The organism is Rhodococcus sp. 06-470-2 (assembly GCF_002258235.1).
Lineage (GTDB): Bacteria > Actinomycetota > Actinomycetes > Mycobacteriales > Mycobacteriaceae > Rhodococcoides.
In genome coordinates this window covers 95697-113794 of the sequence record NZ_NOYB01000016.1, presented here as the reverse complement: position 1 = coordinate 113794, position 18098 = coordinate 95697, and the positions used below count along the sequence as shown (strand labels likewise).

General features: G+C 66.1%; 11 protein-coding genes and 1 tRNA gene. 5 read left to right on the top strand and 7 right to left on the bottom strand.

Going from position 1 to position 18098, the window contains the following annotated elements; translation table 11 throughout:
• Window positions 1-157 precede the first annotated feature (157 nt).
• Together CH276_RS09545 and CH276_RS09540 are read left to right on the top strand one after the other, a co-directional pair.
• Complete coding sequence (locus CH276_RS09545; protein ID WP_094629207.1) at window positions 158-904, top strand: DUF881 domain-containing protein; 747 nt, start codon at window positions 158-160, stop codon at window positions 902-904.
• Between the two features lie 13 nt (window positions 905-917).
• On the top strand, window positions 918-1559 hold the full coding sequence (locus tag CH276_RS09540; protein WP_045200668.1) for an aminodeoxychorismate/anthranilate synthase component II: 642 nt from the start codon (window positions 918-920) through the stop codon (window positions 1557-1559).
• A gap of 16 nt (window positions 1560-1575) precedes the next feature.
• On the opposite strand, the gene pknB is transcribed toward CH276_RS09540, so the two are convergent.
• The 7 genes from pknB to CH276_RS09505 form a co-directional block, all read right to left on the bottom strand.
• Window positions 1576-3513: a Stk1 family PASTA domain-containing Ser/Thr kinase gene (gene pknB, locus CH276_RS09535; RefSeq protein WP_094629002.1), complete on the bottom strand. Its 1938-nt coding sequence runs from the start codon at window positions 3511-3513 to the stop codon at window positions 1576-1578.
• Window positions 3510-4877 (bottom strand): serine/threonine-protein kinase, encoded by a 1368-nt coding sequence (locus CH276_RS09530; protein ID WP_032397001.1) that lies wholly within the window; start codon window positions 4875-4877, stop codon window positions 3510-3512. The genes pknB and CH276_RS09530 overlap by 4 nt, the downstream gene beginning before the upstream one ends.
• A gap of 7 nt (window positions 4878-4884) precedes the next feature.
• Complete coding sequence (locus CH276_RS09525) at window positions 4885-6369, bottom strand: peptidoglycan D,D-transpeptidase FtsI family protein (RefSeq protein WP_032397002.1); 1485 nt, start codon at window positions 6367-6369, stop codon at window positions 4885-4887.
• Window positions 6366-7823, bottom strand: a complete 1458-nt coding sequence (locus CH276_RS09520; protein ID WP_094629000.1) for an FtsW/RodA/SpoVE family cell cycle protein — start codon at window positions 7821-7823, stop codon at window positions 6366-6368. Before CH276_RS09520 ends, CH276_RS09525 begins: the two co-directional genes overlap by 4 nt.
• Window positions 7820-9259 (bottom strand): PP2C family protein-serine/threonine phosphatase, encoded by a 1440-nt coding sequence (locus tag CH276_RS09515; RefSeq protein WP_045197786.1) that lies wholly within the window; start codon window positions 9257-9259, stop codon window positions 7820-7822. Before CH276_RS09515 ends, CH276_RS09520 begins: the two co-directional genes overlap by 4 nt.
• Window positions 9256-9720: an FHA domain-containing protein FhaB/FipA gene (locus CH276_RS09510; protein ID WP_032397005.1), complete on the bottom strand. Its 465-nt coding sequence runs from the start codon at window positions 9718-9720 to the stop codon at window positions 9256-9258. Before CH276_RS09510 ends, CH276_RS09515 begins: the two co-directional genes overlap by 4 nt.
• Window positions 9721-9888: 168 nt before the next feature.
• Complete coding sequence (locus CH276_RS09505; RefSeq protein ID WP_094628998.1) at window positions 9889-11340, bottom strand: DUF3662 and FHA domain-containing protein; 1452 nt, start codon at window positions 11338-11340, stop codon at window positions 9889-9891.
• A gap of 207 nt (window positions 11341-11547) precedes the next feature.
• Here CH276_RS09505 and CH276_RS09500 point away from each other — a divergent pair.
• From CH276_RS09500 to CH276_RS09490, 3 genes are all read left to right on the top strand, one after another.
• Window positions 11548-11633, top strand: a tRNA-Leu gene (locus CH276_RS09500).
• Between the two features lie 429 nt (window positions 11634-12062).
• On the top strand, window positions 12063-16652 hold the full coding sequence (gene gltB, locus CH276_RS09495) for a glutamate synthase large subunit (RefSeq protein WP_032397007.1): 4590 nt from the start codon (window positions 12063-12065) through the stop codon (window positions 16650-16652).
• A complete protein-coding gene (locus CH276_RS09490) occupies window positions 16645-18096 on the top strand; it encodes a glutamate synthase subunit beta (protein ID WP_045197790.1) in 1452 nt (483 codons plus the stop codon). Before gltB ends, CH276_RS09490 begins: the two co-directional genes overlap by 8 nt.
• The last annotated feature ends 2 nt before the right edge of the window (window positions 18097-18098 follow it).

Genomic DNA, 18098 nt, shown 5'->3' with positions numbered 1-18098 from the left:
CTGTGGACAACTTACGGTCGGAACCTGTGGATCGGCGGGTGCCGCGCATCCCCAGGCTATTGTCACCTCGAGGACCGTGACGGTCACCGAACCGGTTGCTGTACACGCTAACGCAGGTGAGCCCAGCACCGACCCACCGGACAAATTGCGAGCACCCGTGAGACGACGATCGACTGCCCCCGCCGACACGCGCTGGTGGGTGCTCGCCGTTGTGGTGTGCGCTGTCGTGGGTCTGCTGCTCGGCACCACCAGGCATGTCTCGGACGGCTCCGAGCTGCGCGGCGGGGACACCACTCGGCTCGCGGATCTGGTCGATGCGGCCCGACTCAGCAGTGACGATGCCCAGCGGAGCCGGGACGCGCTCGAGCAGCAGGTCGAGTCCATCCAGCAACGCACTGCGACAGGGGACACCGAGGTTGCCGATGCGTTGGTGCGTATCGATTCCCTGGCCGACGCGGCGGGACGCGAGCCCGCGTCCGGCGGGGGTGTGACCGTCACGATGGCCGACGCTCCCCGTGGACCGGACGGCTCGTACGCGTCCGACGCGTCCGTCGACGATCTGGTGGTTCATCAGGTCGATGTCCAGAGCGTGCTCAACGCGTTGTGGGCCGGCGGCGCGTCGGCGATCGCGATGCAGGATCAACGCCTGGTGGCCTCGTCGGCTCCGCGGTGCATCGGGAACACCCTTCTGCTCGGCGGGCGAACGTACAGTCCGCCGTACGTGATGACAGCGATCGGAGATTCGGATCGGTTGCGCGCGGCCTTGAAGAACGAGCCGGGTGTGCGGTTGTACGAGCAGTACGCGCTTCGATACGGCCTCCGTTACGACGTCGCAGCGTCCGAGAACCTCTCGGTGCCCGCGTACTCCGAATCGGTGCGCATGCGGTATGCACAGCCTCGCTGAGTACGCTGTCCACATGCGTATTCTCGTCGTCGACAACTACGACAGCTTCGTCTTCAACCTCGTCCAGTACCTGGGCCAGTTGAATGCCGATGTCGAGGTCTGGCGCAACGACGACGAGCGCCTCACCGACCGTGACGCCGTTGCTGGCCGGTTCGACGGCATTCTGCTCAGCCCGGGGCCGGGCACGCCGCAGCGCGCGGGTGCCACGATGGATCTCGTCTCGGCCAGCGCTCGCGCGAAGACGCCCCTGCTCGGGGTCTGTCTGGGCCATCAGGCGATCGGTGCAGCCTTCGGTGCGACGGTGGAGAAGGCCCCGGAACTGCTGCACGGTAAGACCAGCCTGGTGCACCATTCGGGCGTCGGAGTTCTCGAGGGGATGAACGAGCCGTTCACGGCCACTCGCTACCACTCGCTGACCGTCCGGGAGGACACGATCCCGGACGAACTCGAGATCATCGGGCGCACCGAATCCGGTCTGGTGATGGCCATGAGGCACACCGAACTACCGATTCACGGCGTCCAGTTCCATCCGGAGTCCATCCTCACCGAGGGCGGCCACCGCATGCTGGCGAACTGGCTGACCGTCTGCGGGATGCCCACCGACCAGGGTCTGGTTTCCAAGCTCGAGGCCCAGGTCGCCGAGGCGTTCGCCTGAGCCGGCCTCGACGCGGCTAGTTGCCGCTGGGGATTCCCAGCGCCCCGATGCTCACGGTGATGGTGTCGGTCTTGCTGATCTCCGAGCCTGCCGGCTGCGTCTGGTTGACGATTCGCCCGACCATCAGTGGATCGAGTGTCGACTGCCTCGACGTCGACAGGTTCGACGCAGTTCCGGTCCACCCTGCCGATTCCAGCGATGTGAGGGCCTGAGCCTCGGTGAGGCCGGACAGGTCCGGCATCGGAATCTTGTCTCCGTTGGAGACCCGCAATGTCACGACGGTGTTCTCGGCGACGTTGGCACCACCGGTCGGGTCCGTCGAGACGACCTGTCCCACCGGCTGACTCGAGTCGATGTTCTGTATCTGGACACGGAGCCCGGCACCCTCGACGTTCGGCTGCGCGACGTCGACGAGCTGGCCGACGACGTTGGGCATCCGGACCTGCGCAGGCCCCGAACCGAGCGTGATGCGAACCTGCGAGTCGGCGTTCATGCTCACGCCCGAGGACGGGTTCTGCTCGATGACCTTGTCGAGGTTCTCCGGCGTCGACGGCGCACGGGCGACGGTGGGATCGAGTTCGAGGCCCACCTCGTTCAAGGCGTCTGCCGCCTCCTGTTGCGTTCGTCCGGTCAGTCGCGGCACCTGCACCTGCTGCGGGCCCGAGGAGACATCGAGCTGAATGTCTCCCGGTGATTCGGTCTGTGACCCTGCGGCCGGGTTGGTGCCTATCGCCGAACCCTCGGGGACCGACGCATCCGGCCTCTCCTGCACGGTGACGCGTAGTCCGACGTTCTCGAGTTCCCGCTGGGCCTCGTCCGCGACGAGTCCGGCGACGGACGGCACGGTGACGGACGTGGGCTCCGCTCCGGGACCGAGGGACCACAGGAATGCTCCGACGATCGCGACGACGATGATCGACGCCGCGGAAACGAGGGCGATCTTGAGTCCGCGACGGCTTTTGGGTTCGTCCTCGCGTTCGGCGTGCCTCGACGCACGGGGTGCGGCGGCTGCGGCCGGTTTGTCCGCGCCGGAGAAGTCTGCCTGCCGGGAGTCGACCGATCCGAGGATCGTGGTGCGGTCCTCGTCGTTCATGACCATCGGGGCGCTCGGGCGTTGACCTCCGAGGACACGGACCAGGTCGGTACGCATCTCGGCGGCGCTCTGGTAGCGGTTGGCGGGGTTCTTGGCCATCGCCTTGAGGATGATCGAGTCGAGTTCGCGCGGCACGGTGTCGTTGACCAACGACGGCAGCTGAGGATCCTCGCGCACGTGCTGGTAGGCGACGGCGACCGGTGAATCACCCTTGAACGGCGGTTCGCCGGTGAGGATCTCGAACAGCACACATCCGAGCGAGTAGACGTCCGATCGAGCGTCGACCTGTTCGCCGCGGGCCTGCTCGGGTGAGAGATATTGAGCGGTCCCGATGACGGCGGCGGTCTGGGTCATCGGCGACGACGAATCGGCGATGGCACGCGCGATGCCGAAGTCCATCACCTTCACGGCGCCCGCGTTGTTGATCATGATGTTCGCGGGTTTGACGTCGCGGTGCACGATTCCGTTGCGGTGGCTGAAATCGAGTGCAGCACAGACGTCGGCGATGACCTCCATGGCCCGACGCGGCGCCATGGGTCCCTCGGCGCGCACGATGTCGCGCAGGGTGTCGCCGTCGACGTACTCCATGACAATGAACGGGAGCGGTCCGGCCTCGGTCTCGGCCTCGCCGGTGTCGTACACGGCGACGATGGCGGGGTGGTTCAGGGCGGCCGCGTTCTGGGCTTCACGTCGGAAGCGTAGGTAGAACGTGGGGTCGCGAGCGAGATCGGCGCGCAGGACCTTGATGGCGACGTCGCGATCCAGCCGAGTGTCACGTGCCAGATGAACCTCGGACATGCCGCCGAAACCGAGTATCTCGCCCAGCTCGTAGCGAGAGGACAGCGTACGGGGAGTCGTCATTGTTGTCCTCGAGGATCTTGCTGGAATGGAATCTCGATCAGCGGCCGTCTCGTCGTCGTCTGCGTCGGCTCGGCCGTGGTCGTCGTGGTTTCCTCGGTGGTCGTCGGCGCCTCGGTGGTGGTCGTCGTCGTGGTCGTCGTGGTTTCTTCGGTGGTGGTTTCTTCCGTGGTCGTCGTCGGTTCGGTGGTTGTGGTCGTGGTGGTGGTCGGCTGCGTGGTCGTGGTGGTCGGCGGCACGAACGGAGTCGGCGTGTCGTCCCTGCCCCCGGTCAACAGCACGTAACCGCCGATGAGGATGGCCAGCAGCAGCAGTCCGGCGCCGCCCCAGGCGAGGGCCTTCTGCGCCGACGACATTCCGGTGGACTCGGGGACTGCGGCGGCTGCCGTTCCGGTGACCGGTCCGCGGTACTCGCGCTGCGATGTCGGCATCATCTGGGTGCTCGACGGCGGCGCCGCAGGGCTGGGTACGACGCCCGGCATCATGACCCGGCCGGTGCCCGTACCGCGGGAGTTTCCGGGTGCGGGCGGGCGACGACCTGCGCGGACCGCCGCGACGGCGTCGGCGAACTCGCCACCGTTGGCGTAGCGCGCGGCGGGGTCCTTGACCATCGTGATCTCGATGAGTTCGCGTACGGCAGGGGGCAGGTCGAGCGGCATGGGTGCCGGCGTCTCGCGGACGTGCTTCATGGCCACGGTCAGGGCGCCGTCGCCCACGAACGGCCGCGTGCCCGCGAGTACTTCGTATCCGACGACTCCGAGCGAGTAGACGTCGGAAGCCGAGGTGGCCTCTTCGCCGAGTGCCTGTTCGGGGGCGATGTACTGCGCTGTGCCCATGACCATTCCGGTCTTGGTGACCGGCGACGCGTCCACCGCTTTCGCGATGCCGAAGTCGGTGATCTTGACCTGCCCGGTGGGGGTGATCAGGATGTTGCCCGGCTTGACGTCGCGGTGGACGACGCCTGCGGTGTGCGCGATCTGCAGGGAGCGGCCGGTCTGCTCGAGCATGTCGAGGGCATGGCCGAGCGGCAACCGGGACATCCGGCCCAACACCGCGTTCAGCGGCTCACCGTTGACCAGTTCCATCACCAGGTAGGCCAGTGATTCGCCCGCGCCGTCGCGGGTCTCGCCGTAGTCGTAGACCCCGGCGATTCCGGGGTAGTTCAGCTGCGCGGTGGTGCGCGCCTCGAACCTGAAGCGCTGCAGGAATTCCGGGTCCTCGGAGAACTCCGCCTTGAGTACCTTGACCGCCACTCGGCGATCCAGGCGGTTGTCCATCGCCTCCCACACCTGACCCATACCGCCGGTGGCGATCAGGCGCAGCAGTCGGTAGCGCTGGGCGATGACAGCCCCGTTGCTCAATGGCACCGTACGTTCACCTCCCCTGCAATGCGGCTGCGATGACGGCTCGCCCGATGGGGGCGGCCACGGATCCACCGGTTGCGGCGAGAGCTCGGTCGCCGCCGTCCTCGACGATGACGGCGATGGCGACCTTGGGGTCGTCGGCAGGTGCGAATCCGATGTACCACGCGTGCGGTGGGGTGTTGCGCGGGTCGGAACCATGTTCTGCGGTACCGGTTTTCGACGCGATCTGGACGCCGGGGATCTTGCCTTCGCCGCTGGTGTTGTTCTCGGAGCCGATCATCAGATCGGTCAGCGTCGCCGCGGTCGCCGAGCTGATCGCCTCGCCCATGGCCTTGGGCTGGTAGCTCGAGAGGTCCGACAGGTCGGGAGATTGCAGCTGCTGCACCAGGTTCGGGGCCATACGCACGCCGCCGTTGGCGACGGTGGCGGCGATGACGGCGTCCTGCAGCGGGGTCAGCGCCACGTCGCGCTGGCCGATGCTGGATTGGCCGAGCGCGGCGTCGTCGTCGATGGGCCCGATGGTGCTGTCGGCGACGGTGAGCGGAATGGTCGAGTCCTCACCGATGCCGAATGCCGCGGAGGTCTCACGCATCCTGTCGACCCCGGTGTCGATGCCGAGCTCGACGAAGGCGGTGTTGCACGAGCGTGCGAACGCTTCGCGCAGGGTTGCCGTCTGGCCACCGCCGCACGTCGACCCGTTGTAGTTCTCCAGTGTCGTCGATGTCCCCGGCAACGTGATGTTCGACGCGGCCGTGAGTTGATCGTCCGGTGTCGCGCCCGCTTCGAGTGCGGCTGCGGTGGTGATCACCTTGAACGTCGATCCGGGTGGGTAGGTCTGCGAGATCGCCCGGTTGACCATCGGCTTCTCGGGATCGTTGCTCAGGTTCTCCCACGCTTCGGTGGTGGTGCTGCCGTCGTGGCTGGCCAACAGGTTCGGGTCGTAGCTGGGGGTGCTGGCCATGGCCAGGATGTTGCCGGTGGCGGGGTCGAGGGCCACTACCGAACCGGTGTATCCCTTGGCGGTCAGCTGGTCGTACGCGACCTGCTGAACGACGGGGTCGATGGTGGTGACGACGTTGCCGCCGCGGGGATCTCGGCCCGAGATGAGGTCGAACAGGCGTCCGCCGAAGAGCCGGTCGTCGGATCCGTTGAGGACGGGATCCTCGGCGCGTTCGAGGCCACTGCTCGAGTACAGCATCGAGTAGTAGCCGGTGATCGGCGCGTTGGCCTGCGGGCTGGCGGGGGAGATCGAATTCTGCGGGTAGGTGCGCAGGTACTTGTAGCGGTCGTCGGTCGGGACCGAGGACGCGAGTACCTGGCCGCCTGCCGAGATCTGACCGCGCTGGCGCGAGTACTCGTCGAGCAGTACTCGCGAATTCCTGGGGTCGGTGCGCAGATCGTCGGCCTTGATGACCTGGAGGTAGGTGGCGTTGGCGAGCAACGCAACGACCATGACCATCACGGCGATGGAGACGCGGCGCAGGGGAGTGTTCATGCGCGCTTCACCATCTCGGTGGGTGCCTCCGCGATGGGCGCTGCGGGAGCGGGCTTCTTCTTGGGCGTTGCCGGCTCACGGGCTGCGTCGGAGATCTTGATCAGCAGCGCGAGGAGCAGGTAGTTGGCGAGAAGCGACGATCCTCCGTAGGACAGATACGGCGTGGTGAGGCCGGTCAGTGGGATGAGTTTGGTGACGCCGCCGACGACGACGAACAGCTGGATGGCAATGGTGAACGACAGACCTGCGGCCAGCAGTTTGCCGAAGCTGTCGCGGACGGCCAGCGCGGTACGCAAGCCGCGAATGATGAACAGCAAGTACAGGATCAGGACCGCGGTCAGGCCGATGAGGCCGAGTTCCTCTCCGACCGTCGCGATGATGAAATCGGTCTTGGCGAACGGAACCTGGGACGGGCGACCGCTGCCGAGCCCGGTGCCGGCCAACCCGCCCGTGGCGAAGCTGAACATGGACTGGACGATCTGGTAGCCGGTGTCGTTGTAGTCGTCGAACGGGTGCAGCCAGGTGTCGGTGCGGATCTTGACGTGGCCGAACACCTGATACGCGAACAGGAATCCGACGAGCAACAGCCCGAATCCGATGATCAACCAGCCGACGCGTTCGGTGGCGATGTAGATCATCACCAGGACGGTTCCGAAGATCAGCAGCGACGTACCGAGGTCCTTCTCGAACACGAGTACGCCGACCGAGACGATCCAGACGACCAGGATCGGCCCCAGATCGCGTGCCCGTGGGAAGTCCATTCCGAGGAAGTGCTTGCCGGCGACGGTGAACAGTTCGCGCTTGGCCACCAGCAGTGAAGCGAAGAAGACGAGCAGCAGGATCTTCGCGAACTCACCGGGCTGAATGCTGAAGCCGGGTAGTCGGATCCAGATCTTCGATCCGTTGACCTCGGAGAATGCCGACGGCAGCATGGCCGGGATGGCCAGGAGCACCAGTCCGGCGAGTCCGACGGTGTAGCCGTAGCGAGCCAGGGTGCGGTAATCGCGCAGCAGCACCAGCAGAGCGACGAACCCGGCGATGGCCAGCGTCGTCCACAGCACCTGCTGGTTGGCATCGGGCGACGGAATGGGGTTGCCGAGATACTGGGCCTGCTGCTCGTCGGCCAGATCGAGGCGATGAATGAGCACCAGACCGAGTCCGTTGAGCAACGCCACGATCGGCAACAGCAACGGATCCGCGTAGGGAGCGAAACGGCGTACCGCCAGGTGCGCCACCGTCATCAGCGCGAGATACGCCACCGCGTACTTCGCCAGATCCCAGGTGATGGTCTGTTCCTGACTGGCTTCGACCAGAACCAAGGAGATCGTGGTGATCAGAACGGCAGCGCCGAGCAACAGCAGTTCGATGCCGCGTCGGTTGGATTGAACCGGCGCGGGCGCGAACCCTTCGGGCGGACTCGGAAAGGATCCTCCCGCGGACGGATTGGAACTCATCGAGTACCGGTCCTGCAGTTCTGACCGGGAATTTGCGGAACCGTCGGTGTCGGCACCGCTGTGGTGGTCGGTGCTGCCTCAGGAGTGGGTTCGACCGTGGGCGGCAGCGGGGCGGCGGGCGGCGGGATGATCGCCGTCGGAGTCGGTTCGACGGTCGTGGTCACGACCGGCTCGGTCTCGCAGACCTGAAGCAGGTCCCCGGAGGCCAACCGCTCGACCTGACCGCGCGCATCGTCGAGAGATCCCGACGGCAACCCGGCCGTGACCTGCTCACGTGCAGCAGGCAGAAGATCGTCGATCTCGAACGGAACACAGTCCGCCGGGGCGGCATCCGGCGCGGTCAACGTGACGGCTCCGTCGTCGTCGAGGCAGCCGATCAGTTCGACGCTCTGCAGCGAGTACCCCAGCACCGAGCCGGGCAGCCCGCGCAGCACGGTCACCTTGCTGTTGTCGGCACCGACGTAGTAATTGCCCTTGATGATCGAATTGGCCACCACTGCACCGATTCCGGCGAGAACGACCAGGGTCAGGGCAATGAGTGTCCAGCGCAGCTTGTGCGATTTCTTCTCCGGTGCGACAACCGGAGCGGTGACGCGCTTGGGCGTCGTACGGGGGGGACGCATCGCTGCGGCGCGCCCTGCTGCGGTGTTGGGCGGAGGGGCGTCCTCTTCGTCTTCGGTGCTGGCGGCACCGCCGAGGATGGGGTGGCTCTGTCCGTAGTCGAGGTCGATCACATCGGCGACGACGACCGTCACGTTGTCGGGCCCGCCACTGCGAAGCGCGAGTTCGATCAGTCGGTCGGCGCAGGGTCCCGTCTCGCCCTCGTTCAGAGTGTTCTCGATGGTTTCGTCGCTCACGACGTCCGAGAGGCCGTCGGAGCACAGCAGATATCGATCGCCTGCGCGCACTTCCCGAACGGTGAGCGTCGGCTCGATCTCGTTGCCGGTGAGGGCACGCATGATCAAGGACCGTTGCGGGTGTGTGTGCGCCTGCTCGGCGGTGATGCGGCCTTCGTCGACGAGAGACTGAACGAAGGTGTCGTCTCGGGTGATCTGGGTGAGCGAGCCGTCGCGCAGCATGTACGCGCGCGAATCGCCGATGTGTACCAGTCCGATTCGCTTGCCCGCGAACAGGATTGCGGTCAGTGTGGTCCCCATGCCGTCGAGCTCGGGTTCGTCCTCGACCTGATCTGCGATGGACGCGTTGCCTTCGCGGGTGGCCGCCTCGAGCTTGCCCAGCAGATCCTCGCCGGGCTCGTCGTCGTCGAGATGAGCCAATGCCGCGATCATCAACTGCGAGGCCACTTCACCGGCGGCGTGACCGCCCATGCCGTCGGCCAACGCCAGTAGGCGAGCCCCGGCGTACACGGAGTCCTCGTTGTTGGATCGAACCAGACCGCGATCACTGCGGGCGGCATAGCGAAGGACGAGGGTCACGGGCGCAACTCGATCACGGTCTTGCCGACGCGGACAGGGGTTCCCAGGGGGACGCGAACGGCGGTGGTCACCTTCGCGCGGTCGAGGTAGGTGCCGTTGGTCGAGCCGAGGTCTTCGACGTACCAATCTCCGCCGCGGGGCGAGATGCGCGCATGCCGCGTCGACGAGTAGTCGTCTGTCAGAACGAGAGTGGAGTCGTCCGCTCGCCCGATGAGGACGGGCTGCGTGCCCAGCGATATGCGCGTTCCGGCGAGACCGCCCTGGGTCACCACGAGGTACTTGGCCACCTTCTGCTTGTTGAACGACGGGAGAACTTTCGAGCCGCCGGAGTAGCGAGGAGGCACTCGCATGCCTGCGGCCGCATAGATGTCACTGCGCAAGGTGCGAAGGACGGCCCAGACGAAGAACCACAGCAAGAGCAGGAAGCCCGCCCTTGTCAGTTGCAGAATCAATCCCTGCACGACGATTCACCTCCTCCTTCGCAATCGACCCGTGTTCCGCACACGCGCAAAGTCGCGGCGCGGCAGACATGGTTGCCTCGCAGCATCATAGGGTGAAGCAGCTCGTGTCGACGACATACGGGTGGACGAGAGTGCGAGTCGAACCCCCACCCGAGCCCACGTCGATCGTCAGACGATCCGAACCAGAATTTCGGAGTGACCGGCCCGAATGACGTCGCCGTCGGCCAACTGCCAGTCCTGCACCGGAGCGCCGTTGACGGTGGTGCCGTTGGTGGAACCGAGGTCGGAGAGCATGGCCACGCGGCCGTCCCACCGGATCTCGATGTGTCGACGCGAGACACCGGTGTCGGGGAGCCGGAACTGTGCATCCTGGCCACGGCCGATGATGTTCTGACCGTCACGGAGCTGGAAGTAGCGGCCGCTGCCGTCCTCCAGTTGCAGCGTGGCGGCGAGCGCCTGGCTCCGCCCTGCGTACGAGGCGGGCTGGTCGTATCCGTAACCGTCCCCGCGGTCGCCCGCACCCTGCGGATAGCCACGGCCGTAGGCGGCCGGCGCAGGCGGGTAGTCGTAGCCGGGCTGCTGGTAGCCGGGCTGTTGATATCCGGCGGCCTGAGGCTCGGCATACCGGCCGGCCGGGTCGTTGTACGCCTGCTCCTGGTAGGGGGCCTCGGAGTACGCGGCACCCTGCTCGGCGGCGTTGTAGTCGTAGCCCTGGCCGTTGTAGCCCTGCGCGTTGTAGGCCTGCGCGTCGTATGCCTGGCCGTCGTACCCCTGCGCGTCGTAACCCTGGGCACCGTAACCCTGATCCTGGCCGCCGGGCGCGCCGTAGGCGTTGGGGTCGTAGCCCTGTTCCTGGCCGGCCGCGCTGTACGCCTGACCCTGCTCGGGGTACGACTGCTCGTCGTAGCCACCGTTGTACGGCTGCTGGTCGTAGCGCGGATCGTGATCGGCAGGCGCGTAAGCCTGGGCGTCGTACCCGTTCTGCTCACGTGCGGGGTAGCGCGGATCCTGGCCACCGGCGTAACCGTTGCGCGTGCGCGGATCGGGACGATGGCCGTCCGCGGGATCGCGCTGCGGGTCGTAGCCTGGGTTCTGCGTCATGTGGCCGGCTCCTGGTATCGACATCGGTGGGGCAGACGGTCGCTGCGTAGCTGAAGGGACGGGACTGGGTGCCGGCGGAGCCGATACGTTCTTCGGGGCCGAGGCACCCTGCTGCGCGTTGCGGCCAGCAGTCGCCGATCGTCCCACATCGGGATCGACCGAGCCACTGGCACGGAACTGTCCGGTGTGCAGGGTGGGCGACGGCTCGAATCGAACCACCACGTCGCCGTAGGTCTGCCAGCCTTGATCGCGGATGTAATCGCCGAGATGGCGTGAGAACGCCTTGACCGTGAGTTCTCGGTCGCCGGCGAGCTCGTCGTGGTCCGAGCTGTTGATGGTGATGACGTAGCTGTTGGGTGCCAGCAGATGCCCGCCGTCCAGGGGCCGAACCAGATCCGACGCTTCCTGCTGGAGCGCTGCCTCCACCTCCGCCGGTACGACGCCTCCGCCGAACACGCGGGCGAAGACGTCGCCGACAGCGCCTTGGAGCTTGCGTTCGAAACGTTGAACGATGCCCATCGTGACCCCTCCTCTCACTGTGTTCTTCCACCGTGTGGTGCCTGCTGGTGTGCAGGACGCGACGGCCGCGTGTCATCACGAAGTCGCGCTGCAAGCATGATATACGGTGCCGCCGACGGGGACTGCCCGCCGCGGTCGGCTCCCGGCTGCCCGACGCGGCGATTTTCGAGCGCGGCATGGTGCGTGTTAGTGTTCTCGCCGTTACCCGGGCGGGTGGCGGAATGGCAGACGCGCTGGCTTCAGGTGCCAGTGTCCTTCGGGACGTGGGGGTTCAAGTCCCCCTCCGCCCACCACACTGGCCGCAGCTGATTCGATCGCTGCGGCCAGTAGTTTCTTCCGGGTCGGTTTCTTCGCGGCCCGTTCCTCGAATCGTCCTACAGGCGTGTGATTCTCGGCCGATGTCGGCCGGGTGGTCCAGTACCCGGTCTCGATGGCGTCTCGTGTACGAGAATTCGCAGGTGAAAGCCCATAATAGGCTTACCTTATTTGCGGGGGCACCCAGGTGCTGACTTATCGTTCGTAGTTGGATCGGCCTCACCACGGCCGGATCCGTCGAGACCCTCACTTTTCTACCATGAGCTCACCCGCTCGTGCAGGGGAAAGCGTCGACGATCGACAGGTGCTGCTTCAACGGCGAGGACGCACCGCAGGCCGTTCGTGCAGCCGGTTACACCACACCGTCGCCGACGAGTATCAAGGCTGGACTTATCCGAAGGCTAGGTATGAAGCACACTCCGGGCCCGCAAGGCCTCTACGATCCCGTCAACGAACACGACTCCTGTGGTGTCGCGTTCGTGGTGGACATGCACGGTCGACGCAGTCGCGACATCGTCGAGAAGGCGATCACCGCACTGGTCAACCTCGAGCACCGCGGTGCTGCCGGCTCCGAACCGAACACCGGTGACGGTGCGGGCATTCTGATCCAGGTTCCGGACGCGTTCTTCCGCGCCGTCGTAGATTTCGAGCTCCCCGCTGCCGGCGCGTACGCGACCGGTGTCGCGTTCCTTCCCCAGGGCCGCAGCGATGCCGCGCGTGCCTGCGAGGGTGTCGAGCGCATCGTCGAGAGCGAGGGCCTGTCGGTTCTGGGTTGGCGTGAGGTCCCCACCGACGACTCCTCCCTCGGAGCTCTGGCGCGCGACGCGATGCCGACCTTCCGTCAGCTGTTCCTCGCGGCCCCCGACGCGTCGGTCACCGACCTCGACCTCGAGCGGCGCGCGTTCGTCATCCGCAAGCGCGTCGAGCACGAGCTGGGCGAAGAGGGCGCGGGCAAGGACGGCCCCGGCCGCGAAACCGTGTACTTCCCGTCGCTGTCCTCGCAGACGTTCGTCTACAAGGGCATGCTGACGACGCCTCAGCTCAAGGGCTTCTACTTGGACCTGCAGGACGAGCGTGTGGAAAGCGCACTGGGACTTGTGCATTCGCGCTTCTCCACCAACACGTTCCCGTCGTGGCCGCTGGCACATCCGTTCCGCCGCGTCGCCCACAACGGCGAGATCAACACCGCCACCGGCAACGAGAACTGGATGCGCGCCCGCGAGGCACTCATCACCTCCGACGTGTTCGGTGGCTCCGAGGCTCTCGAGAAGATCTTCCCCGTGGTCACCCACGGCGCAAGTGACACAGCACGTTTCGACGAGGTGCTCGAGCTGTTGCACCTCGGCGGCCGCAGCCTGCCCCACGCCGTGCTGATGATGATTCCCGAGGCCTGGGAGCGGCACGAGTCCATGGACCCCGCACGTCGGGCGTTCTACAAGTACCACTCCTCGTTGATGGAGCCCTGGGACGGACCGGCCTCGGTGTGCTTCACCGACGGCACCGTCATCGGCGCGGTTCTCGACCGCAACGGCCTGCGCCCGAGCCGGCTGTGGGTCACCGACGACGGTCTGGTCGTCATGGCCTCCGAGGTCGGCGTGCTCGACATCGATCCGTCGAAGGTCGTCCGCAAGGTTCGCCTGCAGCCGGGCCGCATGTTCCTGGTGGACACCGCGCAGGGCCGCATCGTCTCCGACGACGAGATCAAGGACGAGCTCGCCGCCGAGCATCCGTACCAGCAGTGGCTCGACGAGGGCCTGACCTCGATCGACGACCTGCCCGAGCGTCCGCACGTGCACATGCCGCACGACCGCGTGCTCATCCGTCAGCAGATCTTCGGGTACACCACCGAGGAATTGAACGTGCTGGTCTCGCCGATGGCGAAGTCCGGTGCCGAGGCCATCGGTTCCATGGGTACCGATACCCCGATCGCCGTGCTGTCGGCTCGCCCGCGGATGCTGTTCGACTACTTCTCGCAGCTGTTCGCGCAGGTCACCAACCCGCCACTCGACGCCATCCGCGAGGAGATCGTCACCAGCCTCGGCGGCACCATCGGACCCGAGGGCGATCTGCTCAACCCGGGTGCCGACGGCTGCAAGCAGATCGTGCTTCCGCAGCCCATCCTGCACAACGACGACCTCGCCAAGCTCGTCCACATCAACGACGAGGGCACGCAGGAAGAGCTGCGCTCGGTGGTCGTGCGCGGTCTCTACCCGGTGTCCGAGGGTGGTGAGGGCCTCCGAAAGTCGTTGGAGGCCATCCGCGCTCAGGTGTCCGCTGCCATCTCGGGCGGCGCGCGGATCATCGTGCTCTCGGACCGTGAGTCCAGCGAGAAGCTCGCTCCGATTCCGTCGCTGCTGCTCACCTCGGCAGTGCACCATCACCTCGTCCGCGAGAAGACCCGAACCAAGGTCGGTCTGATCATCGAGGCCGGTGACGCCCGCGAGGTGCACCACATGGCTCTGCTCATCGGATTCGGTGCGGCAGCGGTCAACCCGTACATGGCGTTCGAGTCGATCGAGGACATGATCGAGCGCGGTGCCCTCACCGACATCGAGTTCGACAAGGCCGTCGCCAACTACATCAAGGCCGCGGGCAAGGGTGTACTCAAGGTGATGTCCAAGATGGGCATCTCGACCCTCGCGTCGTACACCGGAGCCCAGCTGTTCCAGGTCATCGGCCTCTCGCAGGAACTGGTCGACGAGTACTTCACCGGCCTCAACAGCCACCTCGGCGGTATCGATCTCGATCAGGTCGCCGACGACGTCGCAGCGCGGCACGCGGTGGCGTACCTGGACAACCGTCAGGAGCGTGCGCACCGCGAGCTCGAAACCGGCGGTGAGTACCAGTGGCGTCGCGAAGGGGAGTACCACCTCTTCAACCCGGACACGGTGTTCAAGCTGCAGCACTCCACTCGCACCGGTCAGTACGACATCTTCAAGGAATACACGAAGATGGTCGACGACCAGTCCGAGCGCCTCGCGTCGCTGCGCGGTCTGTTCCGCTTCAAGACCGAAGAGCGACAGGCTATTTCGATCGACGAGGTCGAGCCGGCCAGCGAGATCGTCAAGCGTTTCTCGACCGGCGCGATGAGCTACGGCTCCATCTCGGCCGAGGCGCACGAGACCCTCGCCATCGCGATGAACCGTCTCGGCGGGCGCTCGAACTCAGGTGAGGGCGGCGAGGACGTCTCGCGGTTCGAGCCGGACGAGAACGGCGATTGGCGACGCAGTGCCATCAAGCAGGTCGCGTCGGGACGTTTCGGCGTCACCTCGCACTACCTGACCAACTGCACCGACATCCAGATCAAGATGGCGCAGGGAGCCAAGCCCGGTGAGGGTGGCCAGCTTCCGGCGCACAAGGTGTACCCGTGGGTCGCCGAGGTTCGGCATTCGACGCCCGGCGTCGGCCTGATCTCGCCGCCGCCGCACCACGACATCTACTCCATCGAGGATCTCGCGCAGCTGATCCACGACCTCAAGAACGCCAACCCGCAGGCCCGCATTCACGTGAAGCTGGTCTCCGAGGTCGGCGTCGGAACGGTCGCCGCCGGTGTGTCCAAGGCGCACGCCGACGTGGTGCTCATCTCGGGCCACGACGGCGGCACCGGCGCGACGCCGCTGACGTCGGTCAAGCACGCGGGTGGACCGTGGGAGCTCGGGTTGGCCGAAACGCAGCAGACGTTGCTGCTCAACGGGCTTCGCGATCGGATCGTCGTGCAGGTGGACGGTCAGCTCAAGACCGGCCGCGACGTCATGGTGGCCGCTCTGCTCGGCGGCGAGGAGTTCGGTTTCGCCACCGCTCCGCTCGTCGTCTCGGGCTGCATCATGATGCGCGTGTGCCACCTCGACACCTGCCCCGTCGGTGTTGCAACCCAGAATCCGTTGCTGCGCAAGCGTTTCGCGGGCAAGCCGGAGTTCGTCGAGAACTTCTTCATGTTCATCGCCGAAGAGGTTCGCGAGCTCATGGCCGAGCTCGGGTTCCGTACGCTCGACGAGGCCGTCGGTCAGGTGGGTCTGCTGGACACCACCGCGGCCAAGGAGCATTGGAAGGCGTCGAAGCTGGATCTGGCACCGATCCTCGAAGAGGTCGAGTCGGCGTTCATGAACCAGAATCTCTACAACACCGGCGTCCAGGATCACGGTCTCGACAAGGCGCTCGATCAGCAGCTCATCTCGGCCAGCCGCAATGCGTTGGACAGGGGTGAGAAGGTCGCGTTCGAGTCCAAGATCACCAACGTCAACCGCACCGTCGGCACGATGCTGGGGCACGAGGTCACCAAGGCGTACGGCGGCGTCGGTCTGCCGGACGACACCATCGAGATCACCTTCACCGGCTCGGCCGGCAACAGTTTCGGTGCGTTCGTGCCCTCCGGTATGACGCTCCGACTCAACGGCGATGCCAACGACTTCGTCGGCAAGGGACTCTCCGGTGGACATCTGGTGTTGCGTCCGTCGCTGAATGCTCCGAAGGGATTCGTCGCCGAGGACAACATCATCGGTGGCAACGTGTTCCTGTTCGGTGCCACCAGCGGTGAGGCTCTCATCCGCGGCGTCGTCGGCGAGCGTTTCGCCGTTCGTAACTCCGGTGCCGTCGCCGTCGTCGAAGGCGTCGGAGATCACGGCTGCGAGTACATGACCGGCGGCAAGGTCGTCATCCTCGGCTCGACGGGCCGCAACTTCGGTGCCGGTATGTCCGGCGGAGTCGCGTTCGTCTTCGATCCGAACAAGACGTTCGAGGCCAACCTCAATACCGAGCTGGTCGACATCGAGGAGCTCGAAGGTGACGAGTTCACCTGGCTGAAGGACATCGTCACCCGCCATCAGGAGCAGACCGGCTCCGAGGTGGCCGAGCGGATCCTCGCGGATTGGTCACAGCAGGTGAACCATTTCGTGAAGGTCATGCCTCGCGACTACAAGAAGGTACTGCTGGCCATTTCCGAAGCCGAGAAGAACGGCGCGGACGTGGACGAAGCGATCATGGAGGCAGCTCGTGGGTGACCCACAGGGATTTCTGAAGAACACGGTCCGCGAAGTGCCGAAGCGGCGCCCCGTCGACCTGCGCCTGATGGACTGGAAAGAGGTCTACGAGGACTTCTCGAAGGACACCTTGCGCACGCAGGCCAGTCGATGCATGGACTGCGGTATTCCGTTCTGCCACAACGGCTGCCCGCTGGGTAACCTGATTCCCGAGTGGAACGACCTGGTGTTCAAGGACCGCTGGCGCGACAGCATCGATCGACTGCACGCCACCAACAACTTCCCGGAATTCACCGGTCGGTTGTGCCCCGCCCCGTGCGAGGCAGCGTGTGTCCTGGGCATCAATCAGGATCCGGTCACCATCAAGCAGGTCGAGGTCGAGATCATCGACAAGGCCTTCGAAGAGGGCTGGGTCACGCCGGTCTACCCGACGCACCTGACCGGCAAGACCGTCGCCGTCGTCGGCTCCGGACCCGCGGGACTCGCTGCAGCGCAGCAGCTCACCCGCGCCGGGCACACCGTCACGGTGTTCGAGCGGGCAGATCGCATCGGCGGATTGCTGCGCTACGGCATCCCCGAGTTCAAGATGGAGAAGCGCCACATCGACCGTCGCCTGGCGCAGATGGAGGCCGAGGGCACCGTCTTCCGCACCGGTGTCGATGTGGGCGTCGACATCTCGGCCGACGAACTGCGGGAGCAGTTCGATGCCGTGGTCCTCTCCGGCGGTGCCACCGCATGGCGCGACCTGCCCATCGAGGGCCGCGAGCTCGACGGCATCTACCAGGCCATGGAGTTCCTGCCGCACGCCAACCGCGTCCAGCAGGGCGACTTCGCCGCGCCGCCGGTGAGCGCCGAGGGCAAGAAGGTCGTCATCATCGGCGGCGGCGACACCGGGGCCGACTGCCTCGGTACCTCGCACCGTCAGGGCGCAGAAAGCGTCCACCAGTTCGAGATCATGGCCCGCCCGCCCGAGGAGCGTGCGACGTCCACCCCGTGGCCGACGTACCCACTGATGTACCGGGTGGCCTCGGCCCACGAAGAGGGTGGCGAACGCGTCTTCTCGGTCAACACCGAGCGTTTCGTCGGCGAGGACGGCAAGGTCACCGCACTCGAGGCCTGTGAGGTCGAGTTCAAGGCGGGCAAGTTCGAGAAGGTCGAGGGCAGTGAATTCACCCTCGAAGCCGATCTGGTTCTGCTCGCCATGGGATTCGTCGGACCGGAGAAGGGCGGCCTGCTGACCGACCTGGGTGTCGACTTCAACCAGCGCGGCAACGTCGAGCGCACCAACGAGTGGGTCACCAACGTCCCCGGCGTGTTCGTGGCCGGCGACATGGGCCGCGGCCAGTCGCTCATCGTGTGGGCCATCGCCGAGGGCCGCTCCTGCGCGGCCGCCGTCGACACCTTCCTGCAGGGAGCAACGGCGCTGCCGGCGCCGATCGTGCCCACTCAGGCACCGCAGCGGTAAGT